This window comes from Curtobacterium sp. NPDC088465 (assembly GCF_044753165.1).
Classification (GTDB): domain Bacteria; phylum Actinomycetota; class Actinomycetes; order Actinomycetales; family Microbacteriaceae; genus Curtobacterium.
On record NZ_JBIVMR010000006.1, the window covers coordinates 17921 to 36808 of the forward strand.

Sequence of the window (18888 nt, forward strand, 5' to 3'; positions counted from 1 at the left end):
CTGCAATCCGGGTCGGGGGAGGGCGGGTGGGCGTGCTTCCCTGAGAGGTTACCGGGGTTCAGCGGGTCCGCGTGGCTCGCGCACGCACGGCCAGCGCCAGGCGGAGCACCGCTCGCAACGGCCAGAGCCACCACGCGGCGTACTTGCCGGCCAGGAAGCGGTAGGCGCTCTCGTGGTGGGCACGGCGCATCCGGTCCGAGGACCCGCGCGTCGCGGTGCCGCCGACGTGGGTGGCGATCGCCTCCGGCTCGTACACGTTCCGCAGTCCGAGGCGGCCGATGCGCCAGCCGAGGTCGACGTCCTCGAAGTACATGAAGTAGGCCTCGTCGAAGCCGCCCAGGCGGTCGAACACGTCGCGGCGCACCAGCACGCACGCGCCGGACAGCCAGCCGGCGTCGCGACGCACCGTGTGGTCACCGTCCTGCCGGTAGCGCTTCGTCCACGGGTTGCCCTGCCAGACGTTCGCGAAGACCGCGTGACCGAGCCCGGTGCGGAGCGAGGGGACGAGCCGCGCCGACGGGTAGACCACGCCGTCGGGCTCGAGCAGGCGCGGACCGACGGCCCCGATCGTCCGGTCCGTCTCGGCGGTGGCGACCAGGCGGTCGAGCGCTCCGGGGGCCAGCACGACGTCGGGGTTGGACACGAGGACCCACCGCACGTCGGGGTCGAGCGAGGCCACGGCACGGTTGACGGCCGCCCCGTACCCGAGGTTCGCGCCGACCGCGACGAAGCGCGCCCCGGCCGACTCGGTCACGCGGCGGAGCGCGTCGGCGGTCGACGAGTCGTTGTCGGCGACCACGACCTCGACGTCCCGGGTGCTCGCTGCGGCGGTGGACGCCAGGAACGCGGGCAGCACGTCGCCGGACTCGTACGACACCGTGACGATCGCCGCCCTGCCGGCGGGCGCACCACCGTGCGGCGTCCGGTCGCTCACGCGTAGACCTCCACGTGGCGCTCGGCGCAGGCGGCCCAGGTGAACCCGGCAGCTCGCGCGCGGGCCCGACGCACGCGGTCGGCGCGGGCGTCGGCGGGCTCGTCGAGCATCGCCGCGAGCGCGTCGCGGATGGCGTCGGTGTCCGGTTCGGTGTAGGTGACCGCGTCACCACCGACCTCGGGGATCGCGAGCCGGCGGGTCGTCAGGACGTCGCCGCCGGACGCCATCGCCTCGAGCACCGGCAGCCCGAAGCCCTCGCCGGTGCTCGGGTAGGCCGTGACGCGCGCGGCTCCGAGCAGGACGTGGAGCTCCTCCACCGGCAGGTACCCGAGGTACCGGACGGGCGCGCCGGGCACGTCGCCGGCGGTGGTGAGCTCGGCACGGGCAGGCTCGTCCCAGCCGAGTCCGCCCGCGACGAGCAGCGGTGGGACGGTGGTGCCGCGGGTGCGCAGGGCTCGGTGCGCGGCGAGGAGCGCCGGCACCTGCTTGCGGGGTTCGACGGTCCCGAGGAACGCGATCCAGTCGGTGTCCGGGTCGAGGTCGTGGGCGTCGCGGAAGGCGGCGGTCTCGGTCGCCGACGGCACGCGGAAGACGGTCGCGTCGACGCCGAGGTGTGCGACGACCGTGGCTCGGCGGGCCCGGCCCGCCAGACGGTCGAGCTCCGCGACCGTCGCGGCGCTCGGCGCCACCGTCGCGCGGGCCCACCGGCGCGCCACCCGGGTCCACCCGCGGAAGAACGCCACCTTCAGGCGTGAGTGCGCGGCCGGGTCCGAGAAGAACGTCGCGTCGTGCAGGGTGACGACCGTCCGGGAGGCGCGGGTCACCGGGAACGTGTAGTGCGGACTGTGCAGGACGGTCGCCCCGCTCCGTCGGAGCAGCCCCGGCAGGCCGACCTGCTCCCACAGCAGCCGGAGGGGCCGCGACGCGGTCCAACCGGGGGCGGCGTGGTACCGGTGCGCCGGTGCGAGTCCGCGCAGCCACGCGAGGTCAGTGGGCTTCGCGACGACGTCGACGCGGACGTCCAGGTCGCCGAGGCCCTGCAGCAGACCGGCGATGTAGCGAGCGACGCCGCCGCGGTTCGGGGGGACCGAGGTCGCGTCGACGAGCACGGGGAGTGCCCGCACGTCAGCGGACCTGGCGCTCGGTGGTCTTCGTCCAGGCGATGCCGGACTGCGTGTCCTCGTCGGTGACGACGAAGCGGGCCGCCTCGCGCTGGATCACGATGTGCTCGCCGTTCGGCTTGGCGAGGAACACGTGGACGAAGTACTGCCCACCGCCGAGCCGGAGGTCCTCGAGACGCCACTCGACCGTCGCGGTGCCGTCCAGCGGGGCGTGGTGCGTCTGCAGCTGCCGGCTGTCGACGCCGAACGCGGGGTGACCGAGGTGCGTCTCGATCTTGATGCCGGCGCGCCACTCCGGCAGCACGGTGGCGTGCGAGAAGGTCGCCCGGACGACCAGGTCGTCGCCGTGCCGGTGCTCGGCGCCCGGCTCACGGCCGGGGATCTCGAGCTCGACGTGCTCGACCTTGCCCGGGTTGGCCTCCTCCTCCGGGTGGTTCGCCTCGACCTCGGCCACGCGGCGGTCCTCGAGGATCTCGCGGAAGTTCTTCACCGCGAGTCGGGCGGACCCCTGGAACTTGACCTCGCCGTGGTGCAGGACGACCGCGGAGTCGCAGAGCTCCTGGACCTGCCCGAGGGAGTGCGACACGAGGATGATCGTGCGGCCCTGCTCCTGGAACTCGCGGATCTTGTCGAGGCACTTCTTCTGGAACTGCTCGTCGCCGACGGCCAGCACCTCGTCCACGAGCAGGACGTCGGGGTCGGTGTTGATCGCGACGGCGAAGGCGAGTCGGACGTACATGCCCGACGAGTAGAACTTCACCTGGGTGTCGATGAAGTCACCGATGCCGGAGAACTGCAGGATGTCGTCGAAGCGGGCCTCGGTCTCCTCCTGCGTCTGGCCGAGGATCGCGGCGTTGAGGTACACGTTCTCGCGACCGGTCAGGTCCGGGTGGAAGCCGGCGCCGAGCTCGATGAGCGCGGCCAGTCGACCGCGGCGCTCGACCGTGCCGGAGCTCGGCTCGAGGATGCCGCCGATCGTCTTGAGCAGGGTCGACTTGCCGGACCCGTTCGGTCCGAGCAGCCCGATGGTCGTGCCCGCGGGGATGTCGAGGCTGACGTCGCGGAGCGCCCAGAAGTCCTCGCTGTGCCGCCGACCGGCGCGGCCGAGCGTGACGACACGTTCCTTGAGCGAGTTGTCCTTGCGGATCGTGAACTTCTTCGAGACGTTCCGGACCGTGACGACGTCGGGGGCGCCGGCGAAGGGCGACGCGGGCGAACCGGCGTCGGTGGTCGTGTCGTTGTCGATGCTCATCGATCAGATCTCCTGGGCGAAGTTGCCCTGCAGCTTGGCGAACACGCGCTGGCACGCGAGGAGTGCGACGAGTCCCACGAGCGCGGCGATGCCGAGGCGGAGCAGCAGGTGCTCCGGGTACTCCGAGTCGGCACCGGCGGACCAGAATGCCCGGTGGATGCCGAGCACGGCGAGCGTGATCGGGTTGGACGTGTACAGCGTGAGCAGCCACTCCGGAGCGCGCGTCGCCACCATCTGCCAGCTGTAGACGATGGGGGAGCCCCACATGAGCAGGAGCACGAGCACCTCGACCAGGTACTGCATGTCGCGCAGGTACACGTTGAGCGCGGCGAGCAGCAGGGCCAGCGCGGTGGCCCAGATCAGGATGACGAGCGTCGCGGGGAAGAAGAACAGCAGGTCCGGGCGCCACCAGGCGAACCCGCTCTGCAGCACCGCGGCGACGAGCAGGACGATCATCTGCACGCCGAAGTTGAACAGCGCCGAGCCGACGCTGGCGAGCGGGTAGATCTCGCGGGGCAGGTAGACCTTCTTGATCAGCCCCGCGTTGCTGACGATCGACGCCGTGCCGGACGCCACGATCTCGCTGAACAGGCCGTACAGCGTCAGCCCGGAGAAGACGTAGATCGCGAACTCCGGGATGTTCCGGGACGCACCGAGGATCTGACCGAGCACGAAGTAGTAGATCGCGAGCTGGACCAGCGGCCGGATGAGGGTCCAGGCGAACCCGAGGACGCTGTCCTTGTAGCGGGACTTCAGGTCACGGCGGATCAGCAGGTCGAGCAGCTGCCGGTGCGCGAGGACCTCGCGCACCGAACCCACGACGGCGGACGCCGGGCGGCCGGCGGGGACCATCCGTTCGTGCCGGAGGCGTTCGAACCGGTCGGTGACGATGTTGCTCATGCGTTCCTCTGTGTTCGTGCACTGGGGGTGGGCGTGCACTGTGGCGACGGACAACTGTACCTCGCAGCCGTCCGCGCCCTCGGTGTGGACGTCAACGCCCGTTCTTGCTCTCGCGCATCAGCCGCACGCGGTCCTGGACCTTCGCCCGCAGGCCGGAGACGCCGTTCTGCCGCAGGTACCAGGTGGCCAGCCGGACGTCGCGGACGACGCCGTGGCGGCTGTTGGCGATCTCGTGGAACTCCATCTCCCGCTGACGTGCCGGGCTCAGCGCGACGCGCGGACGGCTGCCGGCCGTGACGGAGCCGGCCGGCACCGCGGCGTCGTGGGCGCGGTCCGCCGCCGGCTGCGGGTCCTTGCAGAACTCGACGAGCGGGGCGAGCGCGCGCTCCCACGTGAAGTCGTCGCGGACGCGACGGACCGCGTCCCGAGCCGCCTGGGCGGCCTCCGGGTCGTACAGCATCGACTCGAGGGCCGCGGCGAGTGCGTCCACGTCGCGCTCCTGGACCGCGACGCCCATGCCCTCGGCTGCGACGAGGTCGCCGAAGCTGTCGCCGTCGGTCGTGACGATCGGCAGGTTCGCCCACATGTAGTCGAGGATGCGGGTGCGGAACGAGAAGGTCGTCTCGATGTGCGCGAAGTGCGTGCTCACGCCGGCGTCGGCCTCGAGCAGGTAGTTCTGTCGGTCGTCGAGCGCGACCCACTGCTCGTTGAAGAACACGTGCTTGCCCGTCAGGCCGAGCTCGTCGCTGATCCGGCGGGTCTCCGAGACGATGGCCATCTCGGGCACGTCCGGGTTCGGGTGCGCGACACCGAGGAAGAACAGGCGGATGTCGTCGTGGCGTTCGGCGACCTGCGCGATCGCGCGGACGAGCGACGGGGTGTCGAACCAGTTGTAGATGCCGCCGCCCCAGATGACGACCTTGTCGTCCTCGCCGATGCCGGGGGTGACACCACGGATGGCCTTGCGCTCGTGCTGCGGGGGCTTCGAGTCCATGCCGAACGGCGCGATGGCGATCAGCTTCTGCAGGTTGTCGTCCGCCAGGTAGTTGTCCGGGTTGACGCGGCCGACCGCCGCGAGCTGGCCGAGCCAGAACAGGCGCTGACGCTCGGAGGCGCACAGGAAGAAGTCCCCGCGCTCGAGCTGCGCGTTGATGACCTCGGTCGTGCTCGTGACCTGGTTGCGCCACCCGACGTCGCCGTTGTCGCGGGCCTGCTCGAGCTGCTCGAGGTGCATCGGGTCGTACAGGTCGACGACCATGATCTTGTTCGACTGCTGCAGGGTGGTGAAGTGGTGCAGGGCGTAGCCCTGGAAGAAGATGACGTCCGCCCACTCCTCGTGCTCGCGCATGGAGCGCTCGTGCTGGAGCGGGACGCGGGCGACCTCGAAGGTGTCGGACTTGCGGTTCGCGACGTTCCAGGTGACCAGGCGCACGTCGTTGTCCGGGGCGAGGGCCTCGGCGATCTTCCACGCGCGCATCCCCGGACCGGCCATCTTCTCGCCCAGTGCGTCGCCCGTGATGACGAGGACCTTCGTGCGGTGCATCGGTGCCTCGACGTCGAAGGACTCGAGGATCGCGCGGTAGCCCTCGAGGAAGTAGCCGTCCTCGAACAGCGGCTTGAACGCATCGCCGAACAGCCGGAACACGTCCTTGTCGCTCCGCACGCGCTGCGACTGGATGCGTCGACGCTCCTCGGACAGGCGCGGCAGGTCGGCGACGAACTGGTCGAGTGCGAAGAACCCGGCGACGGTCTCCTTCGAGATCGGCGTCAGGGGGTCGAACTCGTCCGGGGCGCCCACGAACCGGCGGATGTCGAACTCCTGCGAGTCGCGACCGCTCTTGGCGACGGCACGGCGCGCCAGCAGCGCCAGGGCCGCGGGCAGGAACACACCGAGGTTCTCCTCGGACAGGTTCTTGTAGAGCAGGTGCAGGGCGTTCCGCTCGAGCAGGTACATCTCGCGGTGGTCGCCGAACGACTTCATCGAGCCGTGGTGCTTGTGGTAGACGACCGACCGCGGCGCGAACCGGACCCGGTAGCCGAGCAGGTTGAGCCGCCATCCCAGGTCCACGTCGTCGTAGAACATGAAGAGGCCGTCGTCGAAGCCGCCGACCTCGAGGAAGACGTCGCGACGGACGAACAGCGCCGACCCGGTGCCGAAGAGCAGGTCACGCGGCTCGTCGAAGCGGCCGTCGTCGAGCTCGGCGATGTGCGCCTTGTAGCCCATCCCGAACCAGCTGAGGCCGGACTCGACGAAGTCGATGGTGCGGCCCTCCCAGTCGAGGACCTTGCTCGCCACGGCGGCGACGCGCGGGCTCGGGGCGAAGCCGGCGATGCCCTCCTTCACCCAGGCCGGGTGCGGCTTCGCGTCGTTGTTGAGGAACGCGACCACGTCGCCGGTCGCCTCGCGCGCGCCGAGGTTGCTGCCGCCGGTGAAGCCGAGGTTCTCGGGGGAGACGATGATGCGGACGTTCGCCCGGTCGCCGAGCTCGGCGCGGAGGCGGGCCTCGCTGTCATCGCCGGAGCCGTTCTCGACCACGACGATCTCGAGCCGGTCGGCCGGCCAGTCCACCTCGCTGAGCCGCGCGATGCACTCGAGCGTGTCGTCCGTCCCGCGGAAGTTGATGACGACGACGGACACGCGGGGCGCGAAGGTGGACATGGGAGGGCTCCGTACGTCGGCTTGCAGTGGTGGCTCGCGGGCGGTGCCCGGAAAGCGGCACCACTATACCCGGGCACCGTCGGCGGACCGGGGCCGCACGGGCTGCGAGACTGGACACGTGGACGTCTCCGTGGTCATCGTCGACTGGCACCAGCCCGAGCTCACCCGGCGCGCGATCGACTCCGTGCGGTCGCAGCGGGTCGACGCCGAGGTCGAGGTGGTGCTCGTCGTCAACGAGGCCGACGACCGCACCGTCGCCGACTACCGCGCCGACCTGCCCGCGGTCGTCCTCGTCGCCGAGCCGACGAACGCGGGCTTCGCCGGCGGGGTCGCGCGGGGGATCGCGGCCGCCTCGGCGCCCGTCGTCGCGCTCCTCAACAACGACGCCGTCGCGGACCACGGCTTCCTCGCCCGCGGTCTCGCGGCCCTGGCCGCCGGTGGGGACCGCGTGGCCGCGGTCGCCGCGACGGTCGTGCTCGAGGGCGGGTTCGTCCCCGTCCCCGTCGGCGCCGCCCCGGGGCCGGACGACCTGGTGGGTGTGGACGGCCGACGGTGGCGTCGCGACGCCGACGGCCGCACGCTCGTCAACGGGACGGGGGTCGTGCTCGACCGCTCCGGCAACGGCCGCGACCGTGACTGGCTGCGGCCGCTGCAGGACGCACCGGAGACCGCACCGCTCTTCGGCTTCTCCGGCGGGGCGGTGTTCCTCCGCAGGGACGCCCTCGCCGACGTCGGGGGCTTCGACGAGTCCCTCTTCATGTACTACGAGGACCTCGACGTGTCGTGGCGGCTCCGGCTCGCCGGGTACGAGGTCCGCCACGCTCCGGACGCGGTCGTCACGCACCGGCACGCGGCGAGCTCCGGCAGCGACTCGCCCCTGGTCCGGTACCAGAGCATGCGGAACCGCCTGGCGGTCGTCCTGCGGAACGGCTCGCCGCCGATGGTGCGCCGGGTCGTGCTGCGGACGCTCGCGCGCGCCGCCCGGGACCTCCTCCGCCCCGCGGGTGGGCAGCTCACGCCGGCGCAGTGGGCGCGACTCGGCCGGGAGGCACCGGGTCTCGTCGCGCACGCCCGTCGCGCCCGCCGCGCGGACGGCACGGGCGCTGCGGCACGTCGTGCCGTCGAGTCGCTGCTCGACACCGGCACCTGAGGGTCGTCCCAGGAACGGGACCGGCCGGGGTGGAGCCGGTCACCCGCCGGAGCGGCGGGCGACCGGCGGCGGTGTGGCGCGCCTCCCGGACGGGGGCCGACGCGGGGGCTGTGTGATCACTGTGACGGAGGTACAGTTTCGTGACACGTGTGGTCTGGACCGTGGACAGGGTCGTTCCGGACCGCTCCCGGAGCACGTGCTCGCTCGCACCCGTCGTCCGCCCCTCAGGAAGGCCCCCGACGTGAAGAAGCTCCTCGCCATGGCTGCGAGCGTGCTGGCGGTCGCCAGCGTGCTCGTCGGTCTGCAGGTCTCCGGTCCGACCGCATCGCAGGAGCCCGCCTCGGCGCTCAGCGGGTCGTCGTTCCAGGCCGGCAACATCATCTCCGACGCCAACTTCTACGACGGCACGGCGATGACCGCCGACCAGGTGCAGGCCTTCCTGAACAGCCAGGTGTCGTCCTGCACGAACAGCAACTGCCTGCGCAACGGCCGGTTCTCGATGAACAGCCGCGGTGGGGACGCCATGTGCTCGGCCGTCACCGGCGGTTCGTCCCTCTCCACCGCGCAGATCGTCACCCGCGTCAGCGCGGCGTGCGGGATCAGCCCGAAGGTGCTCCTCGTCACGCTGCAGAAGGAGCAGAGCCTGGTCACGAACCGCGGTCCCTCCGCCGCGGTCCTCGAGCGGGCCATGGGCTACGCCTGCCCCGACAACGTCGGCGGCCGATGCGATCCCGCGTACGCCGGTGTCGGCAACCAGATGTACTGGTCCGCCTGGCAGTGGAAGCGGTACAGCAACCCGCCGGGGACGAGCAACTACTTCACGTGGTTCAACCCGGGCGCCACCCGCAACATCCAGTACAACGTGCCGGTCTCCTGCGGCACCAAGCCCGTGAACGTGCAGAACAAGGCCACGGCCGCGCTGTACTACTACACGCCGTACACGCCGAACACGGCCGCGCTGAACAACCTGTACGGCACCGGCGACGGCTGCTCGGCCTACGGCAACCGCAACTTCTGGCGCATGTACAGCGACTGGTTCGGCAGCCCGACCGGCAACACGGCGCCCCCGGTCACCGCGCTCGGCAGCTTCGACGTCCTCACGGCCGGCTACAACTCGGTGACCGTCGAGGGCTGGGCGCTCGACCGGAACACCAGCGCGAGCACCCGGGTCGACGTCACCGTGGGCGGCACCGAGACGTCGACCACCGCGAACCGCGTCCGCAACGACGTCGGTGCCGCGTACCCGAAGCAGGGGCCGAACCACGGGTTCAAGCACACGACCGCGGCGCCCCCGGGTTCGCAGCAGGTCTGCGTCTGGGCGGTCAACGCCGACACCCGGGCTCGTGCCTCGCTCGGGTGCAAGACGGTGACCGTCGCCGACGGTTCCCCGTTCGGCTCGCTCGACTCCGCGGTCGCCGTCCCCGGCGGGATCTCGGTCGGTGGCTGGGCGATCGACCCGGAGACCTCGGGACGCATCGGTGCGCACATCACGGTGGACGGCACGATCGTCAAGAAGATGTGGGCGAGCCAGTCCCGTCCGGACGTCGGCCGTGCCTACCCCTCGGCGGGACCGAACCACGGATACAGCGCGACGGTGCCGGCGACGGCCGGGGTCCACCAGGTGTGCGTGCTCGGCATCAACGTGCAGAACGGTGCTACGCGCAACGTCGGGACCTGCAAGACCGTGAACGTCCCCGGGAGCACGCCGATCGGATCCTTCGACGGCCTGACGGCGACCCCCTCGTCCGTCTCGGTCTGGGGCTGGGCGCTCGACGGCGACTCAGTGGACCGGATCAAGGTCACCGTGTCGATCGACGGCAAGGCTCGGTCCTTCACCACGAAGTCCACCCGCAGCGACGTCGCCCGGATCTACCCGGCCTACGGCACGCTGCGCGGTTTCGACGGAACGTGGACCGTCGGGGCGGGACGACACGAGGTCTGCGTCACGGCGAACAACGTCGGCGCCGGCAGCAACCGGTCGCTCGGGTGCAAGTCGATCACGGTGGTCAACGCCGCACCGATCGGCAGTCTCGACGTCGTGCAGCCCGTGAAGGGTGGCGTGCAGGTCGCGGGCTGGGCGATCGACCCGGACACGTCGGCTCCGATCGCCGTCGCGGTGTCGGTGGACGGCGCCACGCAACGCGTGACCGCGAACCGCGATCGTTCTGACGTCGCGCGGGCGTACCCCGCGTCCGGTCCCGCTCACGGGTACGAGGCCACGATCGCGGCGAAGCCCGGCGCGCGCCAGGTGTGCGTCCAGGGCATCGACTCCGCCGGCGGGGTCCCGACATCGTACGGCTGCCGGACCGTCACCGTCGGCTGAGCCCACCCGCGCCGCGACGGAGGCCGACTCCGGAGCGGCGCGGATGGTCGTCAGCCGAGGTGTGAGAGGATCCTTCGGTGCTCGAGACCAGTCTGCCCGCCGGTGGCACCACTGACGGCCGTTCCGATGAGCCGCGGACACTCCGGACTCGAACGATCAGGGTGGTCGTGCCGCTCGTCCTCTTCCTCGTCATCGCGGCCCTCGGTTGGCTGCGACTCACGCCCGAGGCGCGGAACACCGTCTGGGCCGAGGACGGCAAGGTGTTCCTCGCCGAGCAGTACCGACTCGGGTTCGCCGGGGCGCTCTTCCACGACTACGCGGGCTACCTGCACGTCGTCCCGCGGGCCGTGGTGGCGATCGCGAGCGAGTTCCCGATCGACCGGTTCGCCGTCACCGTCTCGGCGCTGTGCGTCCTCGTCACGGCGGCGGTCGGCGCGGCGGTCTGGGTCCTGACCGCCGGGGTGCTCCGTTCGGTCGTCGCCCGGCTCCTGCTCGCCCTCGTCCCGGTGCTCGTGCCGCTCGGGCCGGTCGAGATCCAGGCGAACGCCGCGAACCTGCACTGGTTCCTCATGTACCTCGTGCCCTTCGCCCTGCTCGCCCCGGTGCGCTCGTGGACGCGGGGCATCGTCCTCGGCGTGGCGACGCTGCTCGCCGGGCTCACCGAGATCCAGGTCGTCGTCTTCTTCCCGCTCTTCTTCCTGGGCATCCGCAACCGCCGTCGCTGGCCGGTGATCGCCGGCACGCTCGTCGGCGGTCTCGCGCAGGTCGTGACCACCCTCGCCCACCCGCGCGCAGCCCCGAACGTCGAGCACAACTCCGTCGGGGACATGCTGCTCGGGTACGCGGTGCAGCCCTTCGCGGGCTCTGCGACGTGGAGCATGTCGCGGGTCGGTGAGGTCATCGCGCACCACGGCACCTGGATCGTCGTCGCCCCGCTCGTGTTCGCCGCGCTCCTCGCCGCGCTCGCGTTCTGGGCCGGGGGATCGGCGCAGCGCTGGGTGCTCGGTTCGATGCTCTGGGGCTCGGCCGCCGTCTGGTTCGGTGCCGTCGCGCTGAACCCGAACGCGATGCTCGCCTTCGCGCACTTCGACACGGCGCAGTGGCTGGGCAACTGGACCTTCCGGTACTCGGCGGCCGGATCCATGTACGTCATCGCTGCGTTCGCCGTCATCGCGGACGTGGCGCTGAGCCGTGGCGTCCGCGTGCCCGGCGTCGTGCACCCGCACCCGCAGGATGCGCCCCGGCGCGCCCTCGCGTGGGTCGCGACGACCGCTGGTGCGCTCCTCGTGCTGGCCGTCGTCAGCTCCTTCGTCGCGAACTTCGAGATGCACGCGTCGAGCCGGCAGGGCGGCCCGTTCTGGGACCAGCAGGTCCAGACCTCGGAAACCGAGTGCGAGCTCGACCCGGACCGCGACGCCGCACTGCAGATCGCCCCCGGCCCGCAGTGGGCCGTGACGGTGCCGTGCGCCGTCATCGACCAGGACGCCGAGCGCTGACCGCGCCGGACCACCCCGACCGTGAGCAGGACATGACCCGCAACACCGAAGCCAAGCCCCTCGTGATCGTGCCGACCTACAACGAGGCCGAGAACATCAAGGACATCGCGGCACGGATCCTCGAGACCGTGCCCTCGGCAGGGCTCCTCGTGGTGGACGACGGCAGCCCGGACGGCACCGGCGACCTCGTCGAGGCGATGGCCCGGACCGACGAGCGGGTCCACCTGCTCCGTCGCTACGGCAAGCTCGGCCTCGGGACGGCCTACGTCGCCGGGTTCCGCTGGGGCCTCGAGCACGGCTACGACCTGCTCGTCGAGATGGACGCCGACGGCTCGCACCCGGCCGACCGCCTGCCGGCGCTCATCGCCGCGGTCGCCGACGCGGACCCGTCGGACGACGTCCTGCTCGCCATCGGTTCGCGCTGGATGCGCGGTGGCTCGGTCGTGGACTGGCCCAAGCGCCGCGAGTTCCTGAGCCGTGGGGCCAACACCTACGCGCGCATCATGCTCGGCATCGACGTGCACGACATCACCGCCGGCTTCCGCGTCTACCGGGCGGACGCGATCGCGCGCATGGACCTCGGGTCGATCGACTCGAAGGGCTACTGCTTCCAGATCGACATGACCATCCGGACGCACGACCTCGGTGGGCGCATCGTCGAGGTGCCGATCCGGTTCCGCGACCGCATCCACGGCGTGTCCAAGATGAGCAAGGACATCATCGTCGAGGCGATGGTGCGGACCACGCAGTGGGGGCTCCAGCGCCGGTTCCGGCCGCGCACCGCCCGCCGGTAGCTCCGGCGGACGGGCGCCGCGCGAGGCGGGTCACACGCAGCTGACGTCGAAGTCCTGCTGCCCGACCACGTACTGCACGATCTCGGTGCGGCCCCCGGCGGTGAAGGGAGCCGCAGTGCAGGCGGCCTGAGCGGCCGCGAGCGTCGCCGGTCCCTCCGCGCGCCAGGTCGGGAGCCGGTAGAGCTGGCTGGTCGACGGCACCGTGCCGAACAGCTGGCTCCACTCGCTCGGGGACGAGTAGAGGCCGACCGAACCGCCGGTGGTGCGGAACATGTCGGTCATGCCCTCGAGCGTGGCGCGGTTCAGCGACTGGTCCTTCTGCCAGGTCCCGTCGGTCTCCGCGTCGAGCCACCACCGCCACGGACCGGAGGGGATCCCGCGGACGTTCACGTCCTCGTACGCCCGCGTCCAGCCGTACACGTACGAGCACGGTCGGTCGTACCCACCGCGGCAGACGCCGTAGGGGTTGGTGACCGTGGGGCCGCCGGGCAGGGTGTTGCTCGTCGGCCAGACCGAGGCCTCCGCGCCGGGGTTGGCGGTGTTCACGTAGAGCTGTGCCACCGGCTGGCTCGTCCCGTCCGCCGAGGCCCGTGCCCACGCGAGTTGCTGCGCGGAGCAGGGGTTGGTGGTGTTCGCCAGCCCGGCGTTCACGCCGATGATGCCGAACGCCTGGTCGGTCGGCCACGAGGACGCCTTCCCGCACTGGGGCCACGACACGTCCGCGCCCACGCCGGACCCGGAGCGGCCGTCGAGGAAGTAGCCGGCGACGTCGAGGAACAGCGTCGCCGTCCCGCTGCTCACCTTCGCCTGTACCCGCCGGTCGACCGTGCTGCCGGTGACCTTCGGCATGGTCAGCGCGGAGCGGGCGACGCCGGCGGCGAGGTCCTGCGTGGCCACCTGCGGGTCCTGTCCGGCCGGGGTCAGCCGGAGGTACCCGGCCGCCGTGGGCGCCGAGACCTGGGCGTTCGCGACGACCGCGGTCGCCGTGCCGGGCACGCCGCCGGTGCCCGCGACCCTGATGGTCCGCGGCGTCGTGCCCAGAGCCGTCGTCGCGACCCTGGTCGTCGTGATCGGCACGAACACCGAGCCGCTGGCGGATCGTGAGTAGTACCCCACCACGTCCATGTAGACCGTCGCGGTGCCCCGCGAGACCTTCACCTGCGCCGCACCGCCGGTGAGCCCGGTCACAACGAGGTTCGAGATCGCTCCGCCCCGGCGGAACACCTGCGTGGCCACCTGCGGGTCCTGGCCGGCTGCGGTGACGCGCACGTAGCCGTCCGCGGTCTGTGCCTTCGTCTCGACGTTCACGGCGACGGCGGTGGCGTCCTGCGGGACACCGGCGGTCCCGGCGAGCGGTACCTGCACCGGCGTCGTGCCGACCGTGGCCCCGAAGGCACGCGCGGCATCGAGCGGCGTGTACGTGGAGCCCCCGCTGGGGCCGTAGTACCCGGACACGTCGAAGAAGACGGTGCCCGAGCCCTTCGACAGCTTCACCTGCACGCCGCCGGCGGCGAGGCGGACCGTCGCGAGGTTGGACACCGGCTCGCCCGCACGGACGATCTGCGTCGCGACCTGCGGGTCGGACCCGGCCGGTGTCACGCGCACGTAGCCGTCCGCTGTCGCGCCGGAGACCTGGACGTTCAGCACGACCGCCGTGGCGTCGGCGGGCACACCGGCGACCCCGGCGACCGGGACGACGCGCGGCGTGGTCCCGACCGTCCCGCCGAAGATGCGGGCTGCCGGGACGGGGGAGTACCGTCCGGCCTGGACCGCGGTCGCGGCGGGCGCGGCCTCCGCGGGGGTGAGGCCGGCGACGGCCGCCCCGGTCGCCACCAGCACGGCGGCCAGCAGCATGACGGACAGGTGGTGCAGTCGCGGCAAGGCGGCCCCCTCGGTTCCCACGGCACGCCCCCTGACGTACCTCGGCCCTGTCGGGCCGCGGACAGCCTACGGTGCCTGGAGCCGGTGGCGCCAGGACCGGCGTCGCGCCGTCACCACGAGCACCGTGACGAAGAGCATCAGGCCCGCGCCGTGCAGCAGGTAGCTCTCGGCCAGGCTCGTCACGCCCAGGAGCACGAGGACCGCCGCGGGCCAGACGTAGGCCACGCCGGGGAAGGTCGTCGCCGTCACCCACGACCGGGCGAAGGCGAGGAGTCCCGCTCCGAGGAGCAGCAGCATGCCCGCGAGGCCGACCTGCAGCCAGGCGTCGACGGCCGCGTCCAACCCGGACGTGAACCGGGCGCCGGACGGATCGATGAACGTGACGAACGGGACGACGGGCTCGCTCGGCCAGGTCCCCACCCAGCCCCAGCCCTGGATCGGCTTCTGCTCGATGAACGTGCGGATCTGCTCCCAGAGCTCGAGCCGTGTCGTCGTCCCACCGGCAGCTCCGATCCGGGGGAGCACCCGTGCGCGGGTCACGACGAGCACCACTCCCGCCGCCACGACCAGGGTGGCGAGGACGCCGTCGAGCAGCGGCCGGACCGAGGGCCGTGCGTGCCGCAGGGTCCAGAGGGCGAGCGCGGTCCCGGCGAGGGCGATCGTCGCGAGCCCGGTGATCGGCGACTGCACGAGCATGAGCGTCACGACCGCGCCGCCCATGGACGCGACGGCACGCCACCGGGCCACCGAGCGGGTGAGGAACTCGACCACGAACGTCACCAGGGCGGTCACCGCGATGAAGCCCATGAAGTTGCGCGTCCCGCCGATGCCCTGGATCGGACCCCCGAAGGCGATGTCACCGCGGATGCCCAACGCCGGGATCGGCAGGTCGAGCACGAGCCCCGACAGCACCTCGAGCCCGAGCGACACGACCAGCAGGATGCGGAAGGCGTCGCCGCACGCCCGGATGACCTGGACGAGGTCGCGACCGAGCGCGAGGTACAGTCCGAGTCCGACGAACCCGACGGTGGCGGTGAGCCCGCGCAGGGCGACCCAGGAGTACTCGCTCCACAGCACGCTCAGCGCGCAGTACCCGACGAAGACGAGCAGTGACAGCGGCAGGACGCCGTGCCACTCGATCCGGTAGCGCTGCCCGAGCAGGCTGAGCCCGGCGAGCACGGCGAGGGTCACGAGCACCGACCAGGTGCCGGCAGGACCCACCAGGACGCGGACGGTCGGCTCGCCGAACGCGAAGAGCACGATGGTCGTCGCGAGTGCCTGGCTGAACCGACCGCCGGCGGAGAATCCGATCCAGGCGGACAAGTACCGGCGCGCGCGGATGCGTCGCGTCGTCCTGCCGTCCGTCATCCGTCCAGTCTGACGTACTCGGCCGCACGGGACCTGCGCCGTACCGGAGCGTCGATATCGCGGATCGTCGATCGCTCGCTAGCGTCGGACCCCGATGACATCGACGAGGGACCGGCTCCGACGCTCGGGCGCGGCCGTCGGGGTGGGGCTGCTGGCGGCGCTCGCGGCGTGGGTTCGACTCGGACCCGTCGCGCGCGGTACTGCCTGGGCCGAGGACGCCGGGCTCTTCTTCCGCGAGCACCTCGCCCTCGGAGCAGCCGCGAGCGTCGTCGAGCCGTACGCGGGGTACCTGCACGTCGTCCCGCGACTCGTCGTCGACGTCGGGTTCGCGCTGCCGATCGCCTGGTACGCCCTCACGGTGACGACGCTCTGCTGCGTCCTGACCGGAGCTGCGTGCGCGGGCGTCTTCGTCCTCGCCGCGGACGCCGTGCCGTCGCCGGTGCTCCGCGTCGTGCTGGCCGCGGTGCCGGTCCTGCTGCCCACGGCACCGTGGGAGGTGCTGGGCAACGCTGCGAACCTGCACACCACCGCCCTCCTGCTCGCGCCGTGGGTGTTCGCCCACCGTGCCCGGACCCGGACCGGGGCGGTGACGCTCGCCCTGGTCGCCGTGCTCGTCCTCACCACCGAGGTCCAGGCGCTGCTCTTCCTGCCGCTGCTCCTGCTCGCCTGGGCGCCGGGACGCGACCGTGCCCGGGCGACCGGAGCGACCGGCGGACGCGCCGACGCGGCGTCCGCTGCGGTGCCGCCGGCGCCGTCCGCGCTGCCCTCCCGCCGTGCGAGCGCCATCCGCGCGCTGCCCGTCACCGTCGCGGCCCTCGGCGCGGGGGCCGCGCAGGTCGTGACGGCCCTGACCACCGACCGGGACTCGCCGCGGGGCGACCCCTCGGTCCGTGACGTGGCCTCGGGGTACCTGCTGCAGACGGTCGGCGGCCTGTGGCGAGCGGACCTGGCCGCGGTCGGACGCGCGGTCGTGGCCTCGGGGTGGTGGGTGGTCGGTGTGCCCGCTGCGGTGCTCGTCGCGATCGTCGTCACGGCGGTCGTCGTCGGGCTGCGGGAGCGACGCCGTCGTGCGGCGCTGCTGGCGTCTGCCCTCGCCGTGGGGTCGGTCGTGGTGTGGTCGGCCGCCCTGCTGGCCAACGCCTCGGCGAACGGACGCTGGTCCCGGTCCGACCCCGGCGCGCTGCTCGACGCGACTCCCTCGCGCTACGCGGCCGCGGCCGGCATGCTGCTGAGCGCAGCGCTGGTGGTGTCGGCGTCGGTGCTCGTCGGACACGTGCTGCGGTCGGGCGCCGTGCACACCACGGGCACGGACGCGGGCACGGACGCGAGCACGGGCACGGACGCGACCGTCGTCGGTGGGCACCGGTCGGTCCGGGTGGTCCGCCGCGTCCTCGGGTGGACGGTCGTCGCGGTCCTCGTGGCCACCTGGGTCGCCGCCTTCCCCGGTACGGCGCAGCGCGCGACGGGGCCGGAGTGGTACCCGCAGGTGGTCGCCGCCGAGGCACGGTGCCGACAGGACCCTGCCGGGACGGTGATGATCGGGGCGCTGCCGTGGGAGGCACGGGTGCCCTGCGTGCTGGTGCTCGGCACCGGTGCCACCGGGCGGTGACGCCGCCCCTCAGCCCGACGTGGCGCGGAAGGCGCGTTGCGCGAGGGGAGTGCGCGGCCCGTCCCCGGTCGACGGCGGTTCCTCGTTCACGAGCACGATCCGCGTCTTGATCGCGACGAGGGCGAACAGCACCCAGTTCCCCTGGTAGAGCAGGCGCGACTCCGCGAGCGCCTGCACGAGCAGTGCGACCACGACGAGCAGCGGGAAGAGCGAGACCGGATCGAACGGCCGCTGCACGAGCCCGGGACCGTAGGACTCCCGCACGGCCCCCGAGCACGACCTGCCGAAGGTGGTCAGGACGTACACGAGGAAGAGCGCCAGACCGACCAGGCCGGTCTGCATCCACACGTCGAGCGCCGCATCGTGCGCCTGGAGGTACTGGACGCCGTTCCGCGGCGCGAGTTCGGCGAGCATCGGGATGTTCGGCCACCAGTAGCCGATCCACCCCCAGCCGAGCACCGGGTGCTGCTCCGCCAGACCCACGACCGCGGTCCAGATCGTGCCCCGGCCCGTCAGGTCGGACGAACGGCCGAGCAGCGCCAGCAACGGAACGCGCGCGGCGACGGCGGCGACGACCAGGACGACCAGGCCGGCGACCACCGCGAGCACACGCGGTCCCCGGCGCCCGCTCGGGACGCGTCGGATCCACAGGGCGACCAGGAGGGCAACGACCACCGCGACCACGGCCAGGAACACCGTCGAGGACCGGGTGAGCAGCAGGGTGGCGGCCGCCACGACCAGCCACGCGACCGCCCGGCCCCGGCGCATCCGGCCGTCGACGAGCTGCACCGCGACGGCGATCGCCGCGAGCAGGGCGACCATCGCCAGCAGGTTGGCGTTGCCCGGCAGACCCTGGATGCGTCCGCCGGTGAACAGCTCGGCGCGCGAGAAGTAGAAGGCGTCCGGGATGTCCCGGTCGCCGTAGTCGGTCCAGATCGGCGCGATGGGGTGCCGCACGACGACGGCCACCACGGCCTCGAAGACCAGGGAGAGGCCGACGACCCAGCGGAACGCGGTGCTCGCGGCGTCGAGGATCCGGCGCCAGGAGAGCGTCGACGCGATCGCGAAGGCGACCAGCGCGCAGACCACCTGCGCCACGATGCTCGCGAGCGTCGCCGGTCGCCAGTGCGACCACGCGACCGACACCAGGCACCAGGCGAGGAAGAACCAGAGCGCGCGGGGCGTCCGGGTCAGCGGCGGTCGCGCACGCACCACGACGCTGATGCCCCAGGCGGCCTCGATCGCCCAGATCGTCGCGGCGCCGTACCACGTCGTCGTGTTCGGGACCGCGTCACCGGCGAACATCGTCAACAGGACGGTCACGGCGAGGGCGAACGCCTCACGCTCGGACACGGTCCCGCGGGCGATCGGCCAGGTGTTCGTCACGGGAGACAGGCTAGC

The 18888-nt window shown here is 72.2% G+C and carries 13 protein-coding genes; 5 read left to right on the plus strand and 8 right to left on the minus strand.

Annotated elements, in window-relative coordinates:
• Positions 1–58: 58 nt before the first annotated feature.
• From ACIP6W_RS15630 to ACIP6W_RS15650, 5 genes are all read right to left on the minus strand, one after another.
• On the minus strand, positions 59–934 hold the full coding sequence (locus ACIP6W_RS15630) for a glycosyltransferase family 2 protein (protein WP_209685185.1): 876 nt from the start codon (positions 932–934) through the stop codon (positions 59–61).
• A complete protein-coding gene (locus ACIP6W_RS15635; protein WP_209685187.1) occupies positions 931–2058 on the minus strand; it encodes a glycosyltransferase family 1 protein in 1128 nt (375 codons plus the stop codon). Before ACIP6W_RS15635 ends, ACIP6W_RS15630 begins: the two co-directional genes overlap by 4 nt.
• Before the next feature lies 1 nt (position 2059).
• On the minus strand, positions 2060–3307 hold the full coding sequence (locus ACIP6W_RS15640; protein WP_209685188.1) for an ABC transporter ATP-binding protein: 1248 nt from the start codon (positions 3305–3307) through the stop codon (positions 2060–2062).
• Between the two features lie 3 nt (positions 3308–3310).
• Positions 3311–4207, minus strand: coding sequence for an ABC transporter permease (locus tag ACIP6W_RS15645; RefSeq protein ID WP_400430379.1), 897 nt, complete (start codon positions 4205–4207; stop codon positions 3311–3313).
• A 91-nt stretch (positions 4208–4298) separates the two neighbouring features.
• Positions 4299–6866, minus strand: a complete 2568-nt coding sequence (locus tag ACIP6W_RS15650; protein ID WP_400430381.1) for a glycosyltransferase — start codon at positions 6864–6866, stop codon at positions 4299–4301.
• A 118-nt stretch (positions 6867–6984) separates the two neighbouring features.
• Between ACIP6W_RS15650 and ACIP6W_RS15655 the strand changes: the two genes are divergently transcribed.
• The 4 genes from ACIP6W_RS15655 to ACIP6W_RS15670 all read left to right on the plus strand — a co-directional run bounded on the left by ACIP6W_RS15655 (position 6985) and on the right by ACIP6W_RS15670 (position 12629).
• Positions 6985–8016 (plus strand): glycosyltransferase family 2 protein, encoded by a 1032-nt coding sequence (locus ACIP6W_RS15655; RefSeq protein WP_209685193.1) that lies wholly within the window; start codon positions 6985–6987, stop codon positions 8014–8016.
• Between the two features lie 241 nt (positions 8017–8257).
• Entirely contained in the window at positions 8258–10339 is a 2082-nt protein-coding gene (locus ACIP6W_RS15660; protein WP_400430383.1) for a hypothetical protein, read from the plus strand.
• A 167-nt stretch (positions 10340–10506) separates the two neighbouring features.
• Complete coding sequence (locus ACIP6W_RS15665; protein ID WP_251159506.1) at positions 10507–11835, plus strand: hypothetical protein; 1329 nt, start codon at positions 10507–10509, stop codon at positions 11833–11835.
• 32 nt (positions 11836–11867) lie between these two features.
• Complete coding sequence (locus ACIP6W_RS15670; protein WP_400430386.1) at positions 11868–12629, plus strand: polyprenol monophosphomannose synthase; 762 nt, start codon at positions 11868–11870, stop codon at positions 12627–12629.
• 30 nt (positions 12630–12659) lie between these two features.
• On the opposite strand, the gene ACIP6W_RS15675 is transcribed toward ACIP6W_RS15670, so the two are convergent.
• Both ACIP6W_RS15675 and ACIP6W_RS15680 read right to left on the minus strand, forming a co-directional pair.
• Complete coding sequence (locus tag ACIP6W_RS15675) at positions 12660–14510, minus strand: hypothetical protein (protein WP_251159504.1); 1851 nt, start codon at positions 14508–14510, stop codon at positions 12660–12662.
• A 66-nt stretch (positions 14511–14576) separates the two neighbouring features.
• Positions 14577–15878, minus strand: coding sequence for an exopolysaccharide production protein (locus tag ACIP6W_RS15680; RefSeq protein WP_251159503.1), 1302 nt, complete (start codon positions 15876–15878; stop codon positions 14577–14579).
• A gap of 94 nt (positions 15879–15972) precedes the next feature.
• Here ACIP6W_RS15680 and ACIP6W_RS15685 point away from each other — a divergent pair, with 94 nt between their 5' ends.
• Positions 15973–17487, plus strand: a complete 1515-nt coding sequence (locus tag ACIP6W_RS15685; RefSeq protein WP_251159502.1) for a hypothetical protein — start codon at positions 15973–15975, stop codon at positions 17485–17487.
• A gap of 9 nt (positions 17488–17496) precedes the next feature.
• On the opposite strand, the gene ACIP6W_RS15690 is transcribed toward ACIP6W_RS15685, so the two are convergent.
• Positions 17497–18873 carry an O-antigen ligase family protein gene (locus tag ACIP6W_RS15690; protein ID WP_251159501.1) on the minus strand — a complete coding sequence of 459 codons (1377 nt, stop codon included), beginning with the start codon at positions 18871–18873 and terminating at the stop codon, positions 17497–17499.
• Positions 18874–18888: the final 15 nt, after the last annotated feature.